The following is a 17,234-nucleotide window of genomic DNA, read 5'->3' as shown; positions in this document are numbered from 1 at the left end:
AGTTCCTGATGCGGGGCTTCCTGCGGTGCGACCGGGCGGGTGCGTGACGGGATCACACCGCCACGTACGTCACCGGGTCGCTGCCCGTGACCGCCTCCGCGTGACCCTGCTTCACGAGCCTGCGCAGATGGGCCTCCGCCTCCGAGACGGCGATGGTGCGGGAGCCGTAGGGGATCTGCTCCCAGGGGCGGTTCCACTCCATGCGCTCGGCGAGCTGCCAGGCGGTGAGCGGTTCGCTCAGGAGGTCGCGCAGCCCGGCCAGCCGCTCCTGGTGGTGGTCGAGCAACTCCCTTACCCGGCCCGGCGCGTCGGTGAAGGCGTGCTGGTGGGCGGGGAGCACCTCGGCGGGGCCGAGGCGGCCGACGCGCTCCAGGGAGTCGAGGTAGTCGCCGAGGGGGTCGGTGACGGTGGCGTCGTCGGGGTCCTCGTACAGGCCGATGTGCGGGGTGATCTCGGGCAGCAGATGGTCCCCGGAGAAGAGCCGGCCGTGGCCGGGCAGCCCCGCGGGATGGGCCTCCTCCAGGTGCAGGCAGACATGGCCGGGGGTGTGCCCCGGTGTCCAGATCGCGCGCAGTCGGCGGCCCGGCAGGTCGAGCAGCTCGCCGGGGACGATCTCGCGGTCGGGCATCGCGGGGGACAGGCCCGGCAGCCCGGCCCGGGGGCCGGGCGAGCGCAGCGGGGACACGTGCTCCTCGGGCGCTCCCGCCGCGGTCAACTTGGCCGCCATGTAGGTGAACCAGCGGCCGGGGCGGGTCTCCCGGGTCCGCCGCACGATCGCGATGTCCGCGGCGTGCATGGAGACCCAGGCCCCGGAGGCCTCGCGCACCTTCCCCGACAGCCCGTGGTGGTCGGGATGGTGGTGGGTGATCACCACGCCGTGCACCTCGCCGACGCCGGTCCCGCAGGCGGCCAGCCCCTCGGTGAGCGTGGACCACGAACCCGGGTCGTCCCACCCGGTGTCCACGAGCACCGGGCCCCGGTCGGTGTCGACGACGTACACCAGCGTGTGCCCGAGCGGGTTGTCGGGGATGGGCACCCGGACCGACCGGATTCCCCCGCCATGATCGAACGTCTGCGCCATCTGCCCTCCGCTCCACGGCCGTTGGCCACTATAACTAGAACTGGTTACAGATTGGCCGGACCTGCCGAAGCCGGACGGGGGCGGAGCGCCCACGGCGGGCGTGCCCGACGGCCCGGAGGTGACCCCCAGTGATCCCAGGAGGAAGTCCGTGACCTTTGCCGTCGGTCTCTTCGAGCTGTTCGGCGTCGCGATACCGGGAGGCGTGCAACTCGCGGTCCTCCTCTACGTCCTGGACCGGCTGCACCTGGTGGACGTCGGCGCCCTGGCCGCGGAGCCGTCGGCGCTGCCGGTGATCGGCGCCGTCGTCGGCAGCTATGTGCTGGGCAGCGTGACCACCCCGCTGAGCGCCGCCGTGGACAAGATCCTGCCCCGGCGGCTGCCGGCCCCCGAGGACGCCCGCCGCGTCTTCCTGGCCTGCGTCCCCGAGGCCCGGGACCGGCCCTACGTGGCCGTGGAGCCCACCGTCCTGCTGGCCGCCGCCGAACTGCACGACAAGCCGGTCGCCGCGGAGGTGACCCGCATGGAGGCGGTCGGGATGATGCAGCGCAGCCTCGCGTTCTCGCTGGCCCTGGCCTCGGTCGTCGCGGCGGTCCAGTGCGCCGCGGGACCCGGCCGGCCGGTGGCCGCCTGCGCCGCGGTCCTCCTGTCGGCGGCCGCGGTCGGCACCGCGTGGCGGGAGCGGGCGACGAGGTACTACCCGTGGCTGAAGACCCTGGAGATCTGCTTCTGGATCCCGGACATCGACGCGCCCTTCGCCCGCGACGACCGCTAGACGCGGGGCCCTTCTATGGCCTAGTTCGGCCGGACCTGCTATCAGTTCCTGATACACCGTCAGATGCATCGCCGGAGACGAAGGCAGTCGTGTGATGACCGAACTCGTGGAGCACGGACAGCTGTTCATCGGTGGGGAACTGGCCGACCCTCTCGGCGAGGACGTCATCGAGGTGGTCTCGCCGCACACCGAGGAGGTCATCGGGCGCGTGCCGCACGCCTCCCGCGCCGACGTCGACCGGGCGGTCGCCGTCGCGCGCCGCGCCTTCGACGAGGGGCCGTGGCCGCGCATGACGCGCGACGAACGGATCGAGGTGGTCACGCGGATCAAGGACGGGATCGCCGCGCGGCACGAGGAGATCGCCCGCGTGATCTCCTCCGAGAACGGCTCGCCGTACTCGTGGAGCGTCCTCGCGCAGGCGCTCGGCGCGATGATGGTGTGGGACTCGGCGATCACCGTCGCCCGGGACTTCACGTACGAGGAGCGGCGGGCCGGGGTGCTCGGCCCGATCCTCGTGCGACGCGAACCGGTCGGCGTGGTCGCGGCCGTGGTCCCGTGGAACGTCCCGCAGTTCGTCGCCGCCGCCAAGCTCGCGCCCGCGCTGCTCACCGGCTGCACGGTCGTCCTCAAGCCGTCCCCGGAGTCGCCGCTCGACGCGTACGTACTCGGCGAGATCGCGCGGGACGCCGGGCTGCCGGAGGGCGTGCTGTCGATCCTGCCCGCCGACCGCGAGGTCAGCGAGTACCTGGTCGGGCACCCGGGCGTCGACAAGGTGTCCTTCACCGGGTCGGTCGCGGCGGGCCGGCGCGTGATGGAGGTGGCCGCCCGCCATCTGACCCGCGTGACACTGGAGTTGGGCGGCAAGTCGGCGGCCGTGGTGCTGCCGGACGCGGACACCGCGACGGCCGTCGCGGGCATCGTCCCGGCGGCCTGGATGAACAACGGCCAGGCGTGCGTGGCCCAGACCCGCATCCTCGTCCCGCGCGCCCGCTACGACGAGTTCGCCGACGCCTTCGCCACCGCGGCGAGCGCGCTCACCGTCGGCGACCCGCTGGACCCGGCCACCCAGGTCGGGCCGCTGGTCGCGCGCCGCCAGCAGCAGCGCAACCTGGACTACATCCGCATCGGCCAGGAGGAGGGCGCGAAGGTCCTCACCGGCGGCGGCCGGCCGCCCGGCCTGGACCGGGGCTGGTACGTCGAGCCGACCCTCTTCGGCGACGTCGACAACTCCATGCGGATCGCCCGCGAGGAGATCTTCGGCCCGGTCATCTGCCTGCTGCCGTACGGCGACGAGGCCGAGGCCGTGAAGATCGCCAACGACTCCGAGTACGGACTGTCCGGCAGCGTGTGGACCGCCGACACCGAGCACGGCATCGACATCGCCCGCCGGGTGCGCACCGGCACCTACTCGGTCAACACCTTCAGCCTCGACATGCTGGGCCCGTTCGGCGGCTACAAGAACTCCGGTCTCGGGCGGGAGTTCGGCCCCGAGGGGTACGGCGAGTACCTGGAGCACAAGATGATCCATCTCCCGGCGGGGGCGTAGGGATGGGCGACCGCTGGCACGTCGAGGTGGACCGCTCCCTGTGCATCGGCTCCGCCCAGTGCGTCCACCACGCGCCCACCGCCTTCCACCTCGACCCCGCCCGCCAGTCCCACCCCCTGACTCCGTCCACGGACGCGAACGAACAGATCCTGGAAGCCGCGGAGACCTGCCCGGTGGAGGCGATCCTGATCACCCTCCTGGACACGGGCGAGCCGGTGTTCCCACCGGAGGAGTGAGCGCCGGTGCCCCGGGTGCGGGCGCGTGGGGGCTGGTCGCGCAGTTCCCCGCGCCCCTTTGGGGCACGGCCCGCCGGAGCCCCTGAAAGGGGCGCGGGGAACTGCGCGCTCGGCCCCCACCGGCCCGCGGTCGACACTCGGCCTCGTGCCCCGCCCGCGGGTTCGTCGTGGTTGCCCGCGCAGTTCCCCGCGCCCCTTCGGGCGCCAGGGGCGCGGGGAACTGCGCGACCAGCCCTCACCGGCCCGCGGGGAAAGGACCGCTCAACCCCCGGAGGGCTCCGTCAGGTCGATCAGGCGGCAGACCGTTTCGATGTCGATCTTCACCTGGGCGATCGACGCGCGGCCCGAGAGCCAGGTGATCAGGGCCGAGTGCCAGGTGTGTTCGATGACGCGGACCGCGGAGAGCTGTTCGGGGGTCGGGTCCGCGAGACCCATCGCGTCCAGGATGATCGCCGTCGTCTGGCGGGAGACCTGGTCGACCTCCGGCGAGACGCTGCGGTCCGCGAAGGTCAGCGCGCGGACCATCGCGTCGGCCAGGTGCGGCTCGCGCTGGAGCGCGCGGAAGGCCCGCATCAGGGTCTCCGCGACGCGCTGCGCCGCCGTGTCGCCGGACGGCGGCTTCTTGCGCAGCGTGCCGTGCATGTGCTCCAGCTGGTCCTGCATGGTCGCGACCAGCAGATGCACCTTGGAGGGGAAGTAGCGGTACAGCGTGCCGAGCGCGACTTGGGACGACTCGGCGACCTCGCGCATCTGCACCGCGTCGAACCCGCCCCGGCTCGCGAGCTGCGCGCTCGCGTGCAGGATCCGCCGCCGCCGGGCCTCCTGCCGCTCGGTCAGCGGCGCCGTGCCGGACGGTGCGGCCGATCGCGCGGTACTGGCTTCCACCTTGTGTTGCGCAGGCATGGGTCCCGTTCCGTGACAGTCGGTGAGGGCGAGTGATCGCACAGCATGCCAGGGCCCCGATCCGTGGCGTGAATCACCTGATCCACTTCTCCCAGTGCCCCTACCTGCCGGTAGATTCAGAGCCTCCCGAACGATCAAGTCTGAAACTTGTTCTAGATTAGCGTCCCGTCGTAGTCTCGCGGGACAGTGCAGGCAGAAGGGGGCCCGGAGTGACCGCTGAGGCCAGTTCGACGGGGTCTCACGGAGACCTCGCCGCGGACGGCGAGCGACCGCTCGACATCGCGCTCCTCACCTACAAGGGAAACCCGTTCTGCGGCGGCCAGGGCGTCTACGTCCGCCACCTCTCCCGCGAGCTGTCCCGCCTCGGCCACCGCGTCGAGGTCATCGGCTCGCAGCCGTACCCCGTCCTCGACGACGGCTACGACGGCGCGTCCAGGGTCTCCCTCACCGAGCTGCCGAGCCTGGACCTCTACCGCCAGCCGGACCCCTTCCGCACCCCCGCCCGCGACGAGTACCGCGACTGGGTCGACGCCCTCGAAGTGGCGACCATGTGGACCGGCGGCTTCCCCGAGCCGCTCACCTTCTCGCTGCGCGCCCGCCGCCATCTGCGCGCCCGCCGCGGCGAGTTCGACGTCGTCCACGACAACCAGACGCTCGGCTACGGCCTCCTGGGCGACGTCGGCGCGCCGCTGGTCACCACCATCCACCACCCCATCACCGTGGACCGGCAGTTGGAGCTGGACGCCGCCGAGGGCCGGATGCGCCGCTACTCCGTCCGCCGCTGGTACGCCTTCACCCGGATGCAGAAGCGCGTCGCCCGCCGCCTGCCGTCGGTGCTGACCGTCTCCGGCACCTCCCGCCAGGAGATCGTCGACCACCTCGGCGTGCGCGACGACCGCATCCACGTCGTGCACATCGGCGCCGACACCGACCTGTTCTCGCCCGACCCCTCCGTGCCGGTGGTCCCGGGCCGCATCGTCACCACCTCCAGCGCCGACGTGCCGCTGAAGGGCCTGATCTACCTCGTCGAGGCGCTCGCGAAGGTCCGCACCGAGCACCCCGCCGCGCACCTCGTCGTCGTCGGCAAGCGCGCCGAGGACGGCCCGGTCGCGCAGGCCATCGAGCGCTACGGCCTGGAGGGCGCGATCGAGTTCGTGAAGGGCATCTCCGACGCCGAACTCGTCGACCTGGTCCGCTCCGCCGAGGTCGCCTGCGTGCCGTCCCTGTACGAGGGCTTCTCGCTGCCCGCCGCCGAGGCCATGGCCACCGGCACCCCGCTGCTCGCCACGACCGGCGGCGCCATCCCGGAGGTCGCCGGCCCCGACGGCGAGACCTGCCTCGCGGTCCCGCCGGGCGACGCGGGCGCCCTGGCCGCCGGTCTCGGCCGGCTGCTCGGCGACCCCGCCCTGCGCGCCCGCCTCGGGCAGGCGGGCCGCGAACGCGTCCTCGCCCGCTTCACCTGGGCCAGGGCGGCCGAGGGCACGGTGGCCCGCTACCGCGAGGCCATCGCGCGCGCCGCCCGCCCGGGTCCGGTCACGGCGCCGGCCCGCACGGCGGCCGCCCCCGCCGACCTCGTCCCCACCGCTGACACAGGCGTCTATCCCGAAAGCAGGGCCACGTGCTGACCGTCGACTTCTCCCGGTTCCCGCTCGCCCCGGGCGACCGCGTCCTGGACCTCGGCTGCGGTGCCGGCCGGCACGCGTTCGAGTGCTACCGGCGCGGCGCCCAGGTCGTGGCGCTCGACCAGAACGGCGAGGAGATCCGCGAGGTCGCCAAGTGGTTCGCCGCGATGAAGGAGGCCGGCGAGGCCCCCGAGGGCGCGACCGCCACCGCCATGGAGGGCGACGCGCTGGCCCTGCCCTTCCCCGACGAGTCCTTCGACGTCGTCATCATCTCCGAGGTGATGGAGCACATCCCCGACGACAAGGGCGTCCTCGCCGAGATGGTCCGGGTCCTGAGGCCCGGCGGCCGCATCGCCGTCACCGTCCCGCGCTACGGCCCCGAGAAGGTCTGCTGGGCCCTCTCGGACGCCTACCACGAGGTCGAGGGCGGCCACATCCGCATCTACAAGGCCGACGAACTCCTGCGCAAGATGCGCGAGGCGGGCCTGAGGCCCTACGGCAGCCACCACGCGCACGCCCTGCACTCGCCGTACTGGTGGCTCAAGTGCGCCTTCGGCGTCGACAACGACAAGGCGCTGCCGGTGCGGGCGTACCACAAGATGCTGGTCTGGGACATCATGAAGAAGCCGCTGGCCACCCGGGTCGCCGAGCAGGCGCTGAACCCGCTGATCGGCAAGAGCTTCGTGGCCTACGCGACCAAGCCCCACCTGCCCAAGCTCGCCGGGACGGACGCCAGGTGACCACTCCCCGGACGGAGCACCTCGTCCTGGAGGGGGTGCTCACCGCCGAGCAGGCGGCCGCGACCGTCCGCGGCATCCTCGGCGTGCAGCGCGAGGACGGCGCGATCCCCTGGTTCCGCGGGCACCACCTCGACCCGTGGGACCACACCGAGGCCGCCATGGCGCTCGACGCGGCCGGCGAGCACGAGGCCGCCGAGCGCGCCTACGACTGGCTCGCCCGCCACCAGCGGGAGGACGGCTCCTGGTTCGCGGCGTACGCCGACGGCGACGCCCACGACGTCACCGACCGCGGCCGCGAGACCAACTTCGTCGCCTACGTGGCGGTCGGCGTGTGGCACCACTACCTGTCCACCGGCGACGACACCTTCCTGGACCGCATGTGGCCCACGGTGTACGCGGCGGTCGAGTTCGTCCTCGCGCTCCAGCAGAGCGGCGGGCAGATCGGCTGGAAGCAGGAGGACGACGGCCGGCGCACCACGGACGCGCTGCTGACCGGGAGTTCGTCGATCCACCACGCCCTGCGCTGCGCGCTGGCCATCGCCGAGCAGCGCGAGGAGCCGCAGCCGGACTGGGAGTTGGCGCTGGGCGCGCTGCGGCACGCGATCCGCAGCCACCCCGAGCGGTTCCTCGACAAGGACCGCTACTCGATGGACTGGTACTACCCGGTCCTCGGCGGCGCGCTCACCGGCGCGGAGGCCAAGTCCCGGATCGAGGAGTCCTGGGAGCGGTTCGTCGTGCCCGGCCTCGGCGTGCGCTGCGTGGTGCCGAACCCGTGGGTGACCGGCGGCGAGTCCGCCGAACTCGCCCTCGCGCTCTGGGCGATGGGGGAGTCGGACCGCGCGCTGGAGATCCTCCAGTCGATCCAGCACCTGCGGGACGCGGAGTCCGGTCTGTACTGGACGGGTTACGTCTTCGAGGACGACGCGATCTGGCCGCGCGAGCTGACCACGTGGACGGCCGGTTCCCTCCTCCTGGCCGTGGCCGCACTGGGCGGCCACGAGGCGACCTGCACGGTCTTCGGAGGAGACAACCTCCCCACGGGCCTGTCCCCCGACTGCTGCTGAACGCCGTCAGCTCCCCGCGCCCAAAAGGGGCGCGGGGAACTGCGCGCCCGGCCACGAGGGGCCCGCGGGCGACGCACCCCGCGAACCCCTCGCCCAACGCGAGCGGAGCTCAATGCCGAGCCGCCCGCCGGGCAATCGCGTGGCCGATGAACAGGTAGACGACCGCGGCGAGGCCGTAGCCCGCCACTACCCGCGCCCACGCCGCGTCGAACGTGAACAGGTCGTAGGACCAGCCCGCCAGCCAGCGCGCCGCGCTGTGGATGAACTGCACGAAGTCGTTCGCGCGGTTCGCGTCCAGCAGGTACATGAGAATCCACAGGCCCAGGATGAGGGCCATGATGTCGGCGACGATCGCGATGACCGTCCCGGCCTCGTTGCCGCGATATCTAGACATGAGACCCGGATTGCCGCTGGAACGCACCTGAAACCCGGCCGGTTTCCGCTCTTTCCGCGCGCGGCTCAGGAGTTGAGCTCCGCGAGCACCCGCAGCGTCGCCAGGTCGGGGGAGAGCGCCAGCAGATCCGTCACCGGGCCCTTGCGCCACCGTTCCAGCCGCTCCGCGATCCGCTCGCGCGGGCCGACCAGGGAGATCTCGTCGGCGAACGCGTCCGGGACGGCGAGCACGGCCTCCTCGCGCCGCCCGGCGAGGAACAACTCCTGGATGCGCCGGGCCTCTTGCCCGTACCCCATGCGCGCCATCAGGTCGGCGTGGAAGTTGCGGGCCGCGTGGCCCATCCCGCCGATGTAGAAGCCGAGCATCGCCTTCACCGGCAGCAGGCCCTCCGCGATGTCGTCGCAGACCCGTACCTGGGCCATCGGGGCCACCCGGAACCCCGCGGGCAGCTTCTCGAGGGCGGAGCCGTACACCTCCACGGGCCGCTCCGGCGACCAGTACAACGGCAGCCAGCCGTCGGCGATCCGCACGGTCTGGGCGACGTTCTTCGGCCCCTCCGCACCCAGCAGCACCGGCAGATCGGCGCGGAGCGGGTGCGTGATCGGCTTCAGCGGCTTGCCGAGTCCGGTCGCGTCGGATCCCCGGTACGGCAGCGGATGGAACCGTCCGTCCAGCTCGACCGGCGCCTCGCGCCGCAGCACCTGCCGTACGACGTCGACGTACTCCCGGGTCGCGGTCAGCGGCGAGGACGGGAACGGCCGCCCGTACCAGCCCTCGACGACCTGCGGACCCGACAGGCCGAGGCCCAGCAGCATCCGCCCGCCGCTGAGATGGTCCAGGGTCAGCGCGTGCATCGCGGTGGTGGCCGGCGAGCGCGCCGCCATCTGCGCCACGGCCGTACCGAGCCCGATCCGCGTCGTGTGGGCGGCGATCCAGGTCAGCGGCGTGAAGGCGTCCGAGCCCCAGGACTCCGCCGTCCACACCGAGTCGTAGCCGAGCCGCTCCGCCTCCTGCGCGAGGCTCAGCTGGTCCGCGGACGGGCCGCGCCCCCAGTAGCCCAGTGCGAGCCCCAACCGCATGACGCCTCACCCCATCTGACGTGCCGTCAGCAAGCGTGCGTGGAGCTGCGACTGTACGACAACGGCCCCCCGCCCGGAAGGGCGAGGGGCCGCGAAGGGAAGACCGCGCGTCAGCCGCGCTGGATGCCCGAGGTGTCCTGGAGGACGCCACGCCGGCCGTCCTGGGTCTGCGCGACCAGCTGGGCGCCGCGCTGCTCGACCGCCAGGTACCAGGTGCCGGGCGCCAGTTCGGCGATCGGCGTCGGCGAGCCGTCCTCCGGGAACAGCGGCCGGGCCACCGGCACCGCGAACCAGAACGGCGAGAAGTCCGAGGCGGCGGGCTGCTGCTGGCCCGCGAACGGCTGACCCGGCTGCGGACCCGGCTGCGGCTGACCGCCGCCGAACGCCGGCTGCGGCGCGCCCGGGTAGCCGTAACCACCCTGCGGCTGACCGCCGAACGGCGGCGGGCCCACCGGCCGCGGCGCGTTGCTGATCAGCGGCGCCTTCAGGGCCGGGACCAGCTCCGTGGCGACGGCACCGCCCGCGAGGACGAGCGCGGCGATGAAGCCGAGGATCAGGCCCGACGCGGCGTCCACCGAGTCCGGCACGTCCACCAGCGTCCAGAAGAAGATCCAGAAGACCAGGACCGTGAAGGCCGTGCCGACCGTGCCGAGGTCCAGGCCCGCGACCTTGCGCGGCTGCGGCAGCGTGCGGTTGGCGACGATGAGACCGGCGCCGATCACTCCGCCCAGGTACAGGCCGAGGCCGTCCCCGAGGTTGTCCCAGGAGTTCATGTCGATGCCGTCGTAGGTGTTGAGGAACGACGCGATGAACAGCAACACCGCTGCTCCGATCACCACGCCGTCGCCCCGAGTGAGGGAGCGGATATTCACTTCAGATCCTTCGTAGATCGTCTCGTCGTCGGTAGAGGCGTCGCTGTCACCAAGTCGCCCTGCGGGCCCGGTGGGAAGCACGGGGGGTGACCCCTCATCGTACGGACGACACTATCGTCCGGACGATCAGGCTGTCCGCCGGGATCGGTGCGCTGATCCCTACCCGTGCAGGAAGCTCACAATTCCCTCCGAGATCCCCTGCGCCGCCTTCTGCCGCCAGGCACCGCTGGTGAGCAGCGCCGCGTCCTTGCTATCGCGCATGTTGCCGCACTCGATGAACACCTTCGGAACCGTTGACAGATTGAGACCGCCCAGGTCCTCACGTGTGACGAGGCCGGTACCGTCGCCGACGTAGTTGGACGGCTGTTCGCCCGTCGCGCGAAGGAAGTTGCCCGCGACGCGTTCGCCGAGCGACTTGGACGCGGCCACGATCGGCCGGGTGTCCGCGCCCCCGGCGTGCACGGCCCCGGGGAGGATGACGTGGAAGCCGCGGTCGCCCTGCGCCGCGCCGTCTGCGTGGATCGAGATCGCCGCGTCGGCGTGCGCCGTGTTGCCGATGTGGGCCCGCTCGTCGATGCACGGACCCCAGGACGGCGAGTCGCCGTCGTGGGTCAACTTCACGGTGGCGCCCTGCGCTTCGAGGAGCGTGCGCAGCCGGTGCGCCACGTCCAGCGTGAACCGGGCTTCCGCGTAACCGGCGTTGGTGGACGTGCCGGTGGTGTCGCACTCCTTGCGGCTGTTGCCGATGTCCACCTTGCGGTTGATCTCGGCCGTGTGCCGGGCGTTGCCCGTGTTGTGGCCCGGGTCGATGACGACGACCTTGCCCGCGAGCGGGCCGGTGCCGGAACCGGTGGGCGCCGGCGTCGTGCCCTTGCCGTTCGCGCCGTCCTTGCCCGCGCTCGTCGAGGGCGGCGGGGCCGACCACGGCGACGGGGAGGAGGCCGCCGGGGAGGCGGCGGCGGTGGCGGAGCCGTCGGGCCCGCCGACCGCCGCGTAGACGATCCAGCCGAGCAGCGCGCCCGGCACCAGGGCGGCGAGCGCGACGGTCAGGGGGCGGCGCAGCGGGGAGCGGCGGGAGGGCTGGGGCGGTTCGAATTCCGGGCCTGAGTAGGACACGTCAGCGACTCTAACCGGGCCCTCAGATCCCGGCCCCGCGCCGCCGCAGGACACGCAGCGAACCGGTCGCGGACACCTCCGTGAACGCGCCCGAGGCCAGCGCCCGCTGGTGCACGCGGTAGGGGGCCTGCCCGGTGAACTCGTCCTCCGGCTCCGGGAAGACGTCGTGGATGACGAGCAGCCCGCCCTCGGCGACATGCGGCGCCCAGCCCTCGTAGTCGGCGCTCGCGTGCTCGTCGGTGTGCCCGCCGTCGACGAACACCAGGCCGAGCGGCCGCGCCCACAGCGCGGCGATCTGCGGCGAGCGGCCGACCAGCGCCACCACGTGCTCCTCCAGGCCCGCCCGGTGCAGCGTCCTGCGGAACGTCGGCAGCGTGTCCATCAGGCCGATCTCCGGGTCGACCGTCTCCGGGTCGTGGTAGTCCCAGCCCGGCTGCTGCTCCTCGCTGCCGCGGTGGTGGTCGACGGTGAGCGCGGTCACCCCCGCCTCGCGGGCGGCGTCGGCGAGCAGGACGGTGGAGCGCCCGCAGTAGGTGCCGACCTCCAGCAGCGGAAGGCCGAGCCGGCCCGCCTCGGCCGCGGCGGCGTACAGCGCGAGCCCCTCGTCCATGGGCATGAAGCCCTTCGCCGCCTCGAAGGCGGCCAGGATCTCGGGCTTGGGCGTGGCGGGCATGGAGCGCTCCTCGCGGGTAGGGCGGTCGTACGGCGGTGCAGGCGCCCATGCTGTCGTACCCCCCGCCGCCGGGGCGACAGGGGGTACGCGTGGGGAGAATCTCAGCGACCCGGGGCCGTACGGCCGGGAGCGGCGTTCACGCCGGGACCGTGTCCCCCGGCAGGGCGAGGTCGAGCCGGACCGGCTCGTCGCCGCCCGAGTGGGTCGCGGAGGAGGCCAGCGGGCCGTGCCCGAGGGCCCGCGCGGCGACGACGTACGCGCCCTGCTCGGGCACGGCGAGCGCGTAGCTGCCGTCCTCCCCGGAGGTCGTGGCGCCCGCCTGGCGGCCCCGCCGGTCGATCAGGGTGACCTTGGCGCGGGCGACCGGTGCGCCGTCCGCGTCGAGGACCCGGCCGCTGAAGCCGCGCAGCGCCTCCTCGGCGTGCGCGATGCCCGCCTCCTCCTCGCTGCTGGCGCGCAGCTGCGTGTGCTGGGCGGGGCGGCTCTGCTTCGGCAGGAACACCGCGAGGAGCAGGCCGACGGCGACCGCCGCCGTCGCGATCAGGAAGGAGACGCGGAAGCCGTGCATGGTCGGGACGGCCACCCCGCCCACGGTGTGCGCGGTGTTCGCGAGCACCATGCCGATGACGGCGCTCGACACGGACGTACCGATGGAGCGCATGAGGGTGTTGAGGCCGTTGGCCGCGCCCGTCTCCGACGCCGGGACCGCGCCGACGATCAGCGCGGGCAGCGAGGAGTACGCGAGGCCGATGCCCGCGCCGAGGATGACCGAGATCACGAGGCTCTGCCAGGCCGCGCTCATCAGGCCGAGGCCGGCGCCGTAGCCGATCGCGATGACGAACATGCCGAGGAGCAGGGTGACCTTGGGGCCGTAGCGGGCGGAGAGCCGCGCGTAGACCGGCGCGGTCAGCATCATCGTCAGGCCCAGCGGGGCCACCAGCAGGCCGGCGGAGACCATCGACTGGCCGAGGCCGTACCCGGTGGCGGTGGGCAGCTGGAGCAGCTGGGGCAGGACCAGCGAGACGACGTAGAAGCTGACGCCGACCATGATCGAGGCCAGGTTGGTCAGCAGCACCTCGCGGCGGGCGGTGGTGCGCAGGTCGACCAGCGGCGCCTTGACGCGCAGCTCGAACAGGCCCCACACGAGCAGGACCACGACGGCGGCGGCGAACAGGCCGAGCGTGGTGCCGGACGACCAGCCCCAGTCGCTGCCCTTGGTGACGGGCAGCAGGAGCAGCACGAGGCCGGCGGACAGCCCGAGCGCGCCTGGCAGGTCGAACGAGCCCTCGGCCCGCATCGGGGTCTCCGGCACGACGACCAGGGTCAGCACGATGCAGAGGACGCCGAGGCCGGCGGCGCCGTAGAAGAGGGCGTGCCAGTCGGCGTGCTGGGCGACCAGCGCCGCGAGCGGCAGCGCGAGACCGCCGCCGACGCCGATCGAGGAGCTCATCAGGGCCATCGCCGAGCCGAGCCGCTCGCGGGGCAGCATGTCCCGCATCAGGCCGATGCCGAGCGGGATGGCGCCCATGGCGAAGCCCTGCAGGGAACGGCCGACGATCATCGGGATCAGTGCGCTGGTGACGGCGCTGAGCAGCGCGCCGACCACCATCACCGAGAGGCTGGCGATCAGCATGCGCCGCTTGCCGTAGAGGTCGCCGAGGCGGCCCATGATCGGCGTGGCCACCGCGCCGGAGAGCAGGGTCGAGGTCAGCACCCAGGTGGCGTTGCTGGCCTCGGTGTCCAGCAGCTGCGGCAGGTCCTTGATGACGGGGACGAGCAGGGTCTGCATGACCGCGACCACGATGCCCGCGAACGCGAGGACCGGGACCAGGGCCCCGCTCGCTGCCCGCGCGGGCCGGCCGGTCGACGTGTGCGTCATGGGGTGGGGCCTCCAGGCCGGTGAGGGAAGTTCGAGGCGCGTACGAAGCGGACGTACGCGGATACATGCATGACGAACGACGTATGCATGAGCAACTATTCCGTTGCTTCGGTGTACTGATAATTTCTTTACCTTCTGTTGGGGGTCGGCCGCGGACCCGGACCCCGTCTGCCACGGCGGGAGCCACCCGGACCTAGGTCGGGCGTCCCGGGCCGGTCCGGGACGAAATCCCGATGCAAGGGGCGCACCCCGGTTGAGACCATGACGCCCATGCTGAGAACCGACGACGCCGCCGCCGTCTCCCGCCGCACCGCACCCCCGACCTGGCTGGTGGTGGCGCTCGCCTGCGCCGGCCAGTTCCTGGTCGTCCTCGACGTGTCGGTGGTGAACGTGGCACTGCCGTCGATGCGCGCCGACCTCGGGCTGAGCGCGTCGGGGCTCCAGTGGGTGGTCAACGCCTACGCCATCGCCTTCGCCGGATTCATGCTGCTCGGCGGCCGCGCCGGCGACCTCTACGGCCGCAAGCGGATGTTCCTCGTGGGCCTCGGCCTGTTCACGCTGGCCTCGGTCGCCGGCGGCCTCGCCCAGGAGGGCCCGCAGCTGCTCGGCGCGCGGGCGGTGCAGGGACTCGGCGCCGCCGTCCTCGCCCCCTCGACCCTGACCCTGCTCACCGCGGCCGTGCCGGAGGGCGCCGCCCGCGCCCGCGCCATCGCCACCTGGACCGCCGTCGGCGCCGGCGGCGGCGCGGCGGGCGGCCTGGTCGGCGGGGTCCTCGTCGACTCGCTGTCCTGGCGCTGGGTGCTGCTCATCAACGTGCCGGTCGGCGCGGTGGTGCTGCTCGGCTCCGCGGCCTGGCTGACCGAGAGCCGGGCCGGGGAGCGGCGCCGCCTCGACCTGCCGGGCGCGCTGCTGGTGACGGCCGGACTCGCCACGCTCGCCTACGGCATCTCGCAGACCGAGGCCGAGGGCTGGACGTCGTCGGCCACCCTGCTGCCGCTCGCCGCCGGGCTCACGCTGATCGGCCTGTTCGTGCTCGTCGAGTCCCGTACGGCCGTCCCGCTGATGCCGCTGCGGCTGCTGAAGGTCCGCTCCGTCGCGGCGGCCGACGCGGCCATGCTGGTGTCGGGCTCGGCGATGTTCTGCATGTGGTACTTCATGACGCTCTACGCCCAGAACGTGCTCGGCTACTCACCGCTGGACGCCGGCCTCGCGCTGGTGCCGAGCTCCCTCGCGGTCGTCCTCGGCTCCAAGCTGGCCCCGCGCCTGATGCCGGCCGCGGGCGCGCGCACCGTGGCCGTGCTGGGCACGCTGGTGGCGGCCGCCGGGTTCGCCTGGCAGTCCACCATGACCGCCGACAGCTCCTACGCCACCGGGATCATGGTCCCGGGCGTGCTGATGATGCTGGGCGCGGGCCTCGCCGCCACCCCGCTCGCGGCCCTGGCCACCTCGGGCGCCGCGCCGGAGGAGGCCGGACTGGTCTCCGGACTCGTCAACACCTCCCGCACGATGGGCGGTTCGCTGGGGCTCGCCGTCATGTCGACCCTCGCTGCGGCCCGGACCGCGGGCCACGACACCCCGCAGGGACTGACGGACGGCTACGCGCTGGCCTTCCGCACCAGCACGGCGGTGCTGCTCGCGGGCGCGGTGATGATGTGGGTGTGGCTGCCGGGGAAGGGCGCGCGGACGAAGGCGACGTAGGTCTCGCGCGGACGGAGGCGGCGTGGGTCTCGCGCGGACGAAGGTGGCGCGGGTCTGCCGGAGGTGGCGCGAGTCTGGCGGAGGCGGCGCAGCTCTGGCGGAGGTGGCGCAGGTCCTTCGAAGATGTGCGCGAGACGAGGCAACGGTCCGGGGGCCTCATGGACTCCTTTTGACATCAAGGAGGTGCCCATGGGGGAACGGAAGAAGGCTCGGGACATGGAGTTCCAGAGCTTCGTCGTCGGCCGCTGGCCACGGCTGCTGCGCACGGCATTTCTCCTCACGGGGGAGCAGCACGCCGCGGAGGACCTGGTCCAGTCGACACTCGAACAGGTCTACGTGGCCTGGCGCAAGATCGCCGCGGCGGACGAATCGGACGCGTACGTACGCCGGATGATGATCAACGCACACGCCCGCAGGCACCGCAGGCGGCTCAAGGAGTTCCTGGCACCGAGGGACGACTCGGGCCTGGTGCCCGAGGTCGCCGACACCGGCGACCGCATCTCCCAGGCCGACGACCGCGGCGCCCTGCTCGCGGCGCTCGCCCAACTGCCCCCGCGCCAGCGGGAGGCGGTGGTCCTGCGGTACTGGGAGGACCTGACCGAGACGCAGACGGCCGAGGCCATGGGCTGCTCGGTCGGCGCCGTCAAGAGCAACGCCGCCAAGGGGATCGCGAAGCTCCGCGCCATACCGGGCCTGGCCGAGACGGTGACCCACGGGAGGCGGCTGTGAGGGGCGAGGACCGGGAGAGGAACCACGAGATGACGCAGACGGACATCAGCCTCCTCCTCGCGGACGCCGCGGACGAGGTCGAGATCGGTACGGCCCCCGTGCAGTCCGTGCTGCGCGGCGGACGCCGGCGCAAGGCCCGCCGCTGGGCGGTCGCGACGGCCACGACCCTGGTGCTCGCGGTCTCGGCCGGCGGCACGCTGGCGGTGACCGGACTGCCGGGCGGCGCCACCGGGAACGGACACGCGGCGGCCGCGTCGACCGCGTCGGCGCCGACCACGCCGGACGAGCGTCACGTGTACACGCCGCTGCGGACCCAGATCGGCGCCGGGACCGAGCTGGGCCAACGGTGGAAGGTGACGATCGAGGTGTGGGGAGCGCCGCGCACCAAGGCCGAGGCGACCCGGCAGGTGGCCGCGATGGCGCTGCTGGGCCTTCGCCCCGCGATCTACGGCAAGGACGCCGACCGGGTCGGGACTTACGGCAACGCCTCCGAGCTGATCGGGAAGACCTCGCACTTCGTCGTCCGCGACTGGCAGGGGCATCCCGAGAAGGTGCTCATGTTCGGCACGGACGCCTCGCCCGGAGACCTGACGGGCACCGACATGGAGGTCGCCTCCCTGCCCTTCGCGGACGGCCAGAAGGACCTGCCGCGACTGGTGGTCGGTCAGGTCGCCGGGACCGCCCCGAAGGTCGAGTGCACCTGGCACGACGGCACCAGCACCGTGGTGGTGCCCCGGACGGTCACCGGGTTCCGGACGAAGTGGTTCGTGTGCCTGGCCTCGGAGAACACGTACTACAAGAGCGCGAAGGTGATCGGCTGACGGCGGGCC

17 protein-coding genes are annotated in these 17,234 nt (G+C 72.9%); 9 read left to right on the top strand and 8 right to left on the bottom strand.

Annotated features, from left to right (window positions below):
* Nucleotides 1–52 precede the first annotated feature (52 nt).
* Complete coding sequence (locus tag WN71_RS14625) at nucleotides 53–1,081, bottom strand: MBL fold metallo-hydrolase (protein WP_046583085.1); 1,029 nt, start codon at nucleotides 1,079–1,081, stop codon at nucleotides 53–55.
* Between the two features lie 148 nt (nucleotides 1,082–1,229).
* On the opposite strand from WN71_RS14625, the gene WN71_RS14620 reads away from it, so the two are divergent.
* From WN71_RS14620 to WN71_RS14610, 3 genes are all read left to right on the top strand, one after another.
* Nucleotides 1,230–1,853 (top strand): hypothetical protein, encoded by a 624-nt coding sequence (locus WN71_RS14620; protein WP_046583082.1) that lies wholly within the window; start codon nucleotides 1,230–1,232, stop codon nucleotides 1,851–1,853.
* A gap of 94 nt (nucleotides 1,854–1,947) precedes the next feature.
* Nucleotides 1,948–3,399, top strand: coding sequence for an aldehyde dehydrogenase (locus tag WN71_RS14615; RefSeq protein WP_046583081.1), 1,452 nt, complete (start codon nucleotides 1,948–1,950; stop codon nucleotides 3,397–3,399).
* A gap of 2 nt (nucleotides 3,400–3,401) precedes the next feature.
* Nucleotides 3,402–3,635 (top strand): ferredoxin, encoded by a 234-nt coding sequence (locus WN71_RS14610; protein ID WP_046583078.1) that lies wholly within the window; start codon nucleotides 3,402–3,404, stop codon nucleotides 3,633–3,635.
* Nucleotides 3,636–3,896: 261 nt separating this feature from the next.
* Here WN71_RS14610 and WN71_RS14605 read toward each other — a convergent pair whose 3' ends face one another.
* The gene (locus WN71_RS14605; RefSeq protein WP_046583076.1) at nucleotides 3,897–4,538 is read right to left on the bottom strand and encodes a TetR family transcriptional regulator; all 642 of its coding nucleotides are present in this window, start codon (nucleotides 4,536–4,538) and stop codon (nucleotides 3,897–3,899) included.
* A 209-nt stretch (nucleotides 4,539–4,747) separates the two neighbouring features.
* Here WN71_RS14605 and WN71_RS14600 point away from each other — a divergent pair, with 209 nt between their 5' ends.
* The 3 genes from WN71_RS14600 to WN71_RS14590 are packed head-to-tail and all read left to right on the top strand — an operon-like array spanning nucleotide 4,748 to nucleotide 7,964.
* Nucleotides 4,748–6,163, top strand: coding sequence for a glycosyltransferase family 4 protein (locus WN71_RS14600; RefSeq protein WP_046583074.1), 1,416 nt, complete (start codon nucleotides 4,748–4,750; stop codon nucleotides 6,161–6,163).
* Nucleotides 6,157–6,900: a class I SAM-dependent methyltransferase gene (locus tag WN71_RS14595; RefSeq protein WP_046583072.1), complete on the top strand. Its 744-nt coding sequence runs from the start codon at nucleotides 6,157–6,159 to the stop codon at nucleotides 6,898–6,900. The genes WN71_RS14600 and WN71_RS14595 overlap by 7 nt, the downstream gene beginning before the upstream one ends.
* Nucleotides 6,897–7,964, top strand: a complete 1,068-nt coding sequence (locus WN71_RS14590; RefSeq protein WP_046583070.1) for a prenyltransferase — start codon at nucleotides 6,897–6,899, stop codon at nucleotides 7,962–7,964. The genes WN71_RS14595 and WN71_RS14590 overlap by 4 nt, the downstream gene beginning before the upstream one ends.
* A gap of 109 nt (nucleotides 7,965–8,073) precedes the next feature.
* On the opposite strand, the gene WN71_RS14585 is transcribed toward WN71_RS14590, so the two are convergent.
* The 6 genes from WN71_RS14585 to WN71_RS14560 all read right to left on the bottom strand — a co-directional run bounded on the left by WN71_RS14585 (nucleotide 8,074) and on the right by WN71_RS14560 (nucleotide 13,977).
* On the bottom strand, nucleotides 8,074–8,358 hold the full coding sequence (locus tag WN71_RS14585) for a hypothetical protein (RefSeq protein WP_046583069.1): 285 nt from the start codon (nucleotides 8,356–8,358) through the stop codon (nucleotides 8,074–8,076).
* Between the two features lie 65 nt (nucleotides 8,359–8,423).
* Entirely contained in the window at nucleotides 8,424–9,437 is a 1,014-nt protein-coding gene (locus WN71_RS14580) for an LLM class F420-dependent oxidoreductase (RefSeq protein WP_046583068.1), read from the bottom strand.
* 110 nt (nucleotides 9,438–9,547) lie between these two features.
* Nucleotides 9,548–10,309, bottom strand: coding sequence for a DUF5336 domain-containing protein (locus WN71_RS14575; RefSeq protein WP_206300079.1), 762 nt, complete (start codon nucleotides 10,307–10,309; stop codon nucleotides 9,548–9,550).
* 159 nt (nucleotides 10,310–10,468) lie between these two features.
* Complete coding sequence (locus WN71_RS14570) at nucleotides 10,469–11,425, bottom strand: N-acetylmuramoyl-L-alanine amidase (RefSeq protein ID WP_079177860.1); 957 nt, start codon at nucleotides 11,423–11,425, stop codon at nucleotides 10,469–10,471.
* A gap of 22 nt (nucleotides 11,426–11,447) precedes the next feature.
* On the bottom strand, nucleotides 11,448–12,098 hold the full coding sequence (locus WN71_RS14565; protein WP_046583064.1) for a class I SAM-dependent methyltransferase: 651 nt from the start codon (nucleotides 12,096–12,098) through the stop codon (nucleotides 11,448–11,450).
* 136 nt (nucleotides 12,099–12,234) lie between these two features.
* Nucleotides 12,235–13,977 carry an MFS transporter gene (locus tag WN71_RS14560; protein ID WP_046583062.1) on the bottom strand — a complete coding sequence of 581 codons (1,743 nt, stop codon included), beginning with the start codon at nucleotides 13,975–13,977 and terminating at the stop codon, nucleotides 12,235–12,237.
* Nucleotides 13,978–14,238: 261 nt separating this feature from the next.
* On the opposite strand from WN71_RS14560, the gene WN71_RS14555 reads away from it, so the two are divergent.
* From WN71_RS14555 to WN71_RS14545, 3 genes are all read left to right on the top strand, one after another.
* On the top strand, nucleotides 14,239–15,675 hold the full coding sequence (locus WN71_RS14555) for an MFS transporter (protein ID WP_046583060.1): 1,437 nt from the start codon (nucleotides 14,239–14,241) through the stop codon (nucleotides 15,673–15,675).
* 189 nt (nucleotides 15,676–15,864) lie between these two features.
* Nucleotides 15,865–16,404, top strand: a complete 540-nt coding sequence (locus WN71_RS14550; protein ID WP_046583059.1) for a SigE family RNA polymerase sigma factor — start codon at nucleotides 15,865–15,867, stop codon at nucleotides 16,402–16,404.
* Between the two features lie 29 nt (nucleotides 16,405–16,433).
* A complete protein-coding gene (locus WN71_RS14545) occupies nucleotides 16,434–17,225 on the top strand; it encodes a hypothetical protein (RefSeq protein WP_046583057.1) in 792 nt (263 codons plus the stop codon).
* The last annotated feature ends 9 nt before the right edge of the window (nucleotides 17,226–17,234 follow it).

The organism is Streptomyces mangrovisoli (assembly GCF_000974985.2).
GTDB lineage: Bacteria > Actinomycetota > Actinomycetes > Streptomycetales > Streptomycetaceae > Streptomyces > Streptomyces mangrovisoli.
The sequence above is the reverse complement of the archived record's forward strand: the minus strand, read 5'-3'. Positions and strand labels throughout refer to the sequence as shown.

Coding starts and splice junctions, on each gene's coding strand:
- WN71_RS14625 (WP_046583085.1), bottom strand. CDS start 1,081: ATGGCGCAGACGTTCGATCATGGCGGGGGAATCCGGTCGGTCCGGGTG.
- WN71_RS14615 (WP_046583081.1), top strand. CDS start 1,948: ATGACCGAACTCGTGGAGCACGGACAGCTGTTCATCGGTGGGGAACTG.
- WN71_RS14610 (WP_046583078.1), top strand. CDS start 3,402: ATGGGCGACCGCTGGCACGTCGAGGTGGACCGCTCCCTGTGCATCGGC.
- WN71_RS14605 (WP_046583076.1), bottom strand. CDS start 4,538: ATGCCTGCGCAACACAAGGTGGAAGCCAGTACCGCGCGATCGGCCGCA.
- WN71_RS14585 (WP_046583069.1), bottom strand. CDS start 8,358: ATGTCTAGATATCGCGGCAACGAGGCCGGGACGGTCATCGCGATCGTC.
- WN71_RS14580 (WP_046583068.1), bottom strand. CDS start 9,437: ATGCGGTTGGGGCTCGCACTGGGCTACTGGGGGCGCGGCCCGTCCGCG.
- WN71_RS14565 (WP_046583064.1), bottom strand. CDS start 12,098: ATGCCCGCCACGCCCAAGCCCGAGATCCTGGCCGCCTTCGAGGCGGCG.
- WN71_RS14560 (WP_046583062.1), bottom strand. CDS start 13,977: ATGACGCACACGTCGACCGGCCGGCCCGCGCGGGCAGCGAGCGGGGCC.
- WN71_RS14555 (WP_046583060.1), top strand. CDS start 14,239: ATGACGCCCATGCTGAGAACCGACGACGCCGCCGCCGTCTCCCGCCGC.
- WN71_RS14550 (WP_046583059.1), top strand. CDS start 15,865: ATGGGGGAACGGAAGAAGGCTCGGGACATGGAGTTCCAGAGCTTCGTC.
- WN71_RS14545 (WP_046583057.1), top strand. CDS start 16,434: ATGACGCAGACGGACATCAGCCTCCTCCTCGCGGACGCCGCGGACGAG.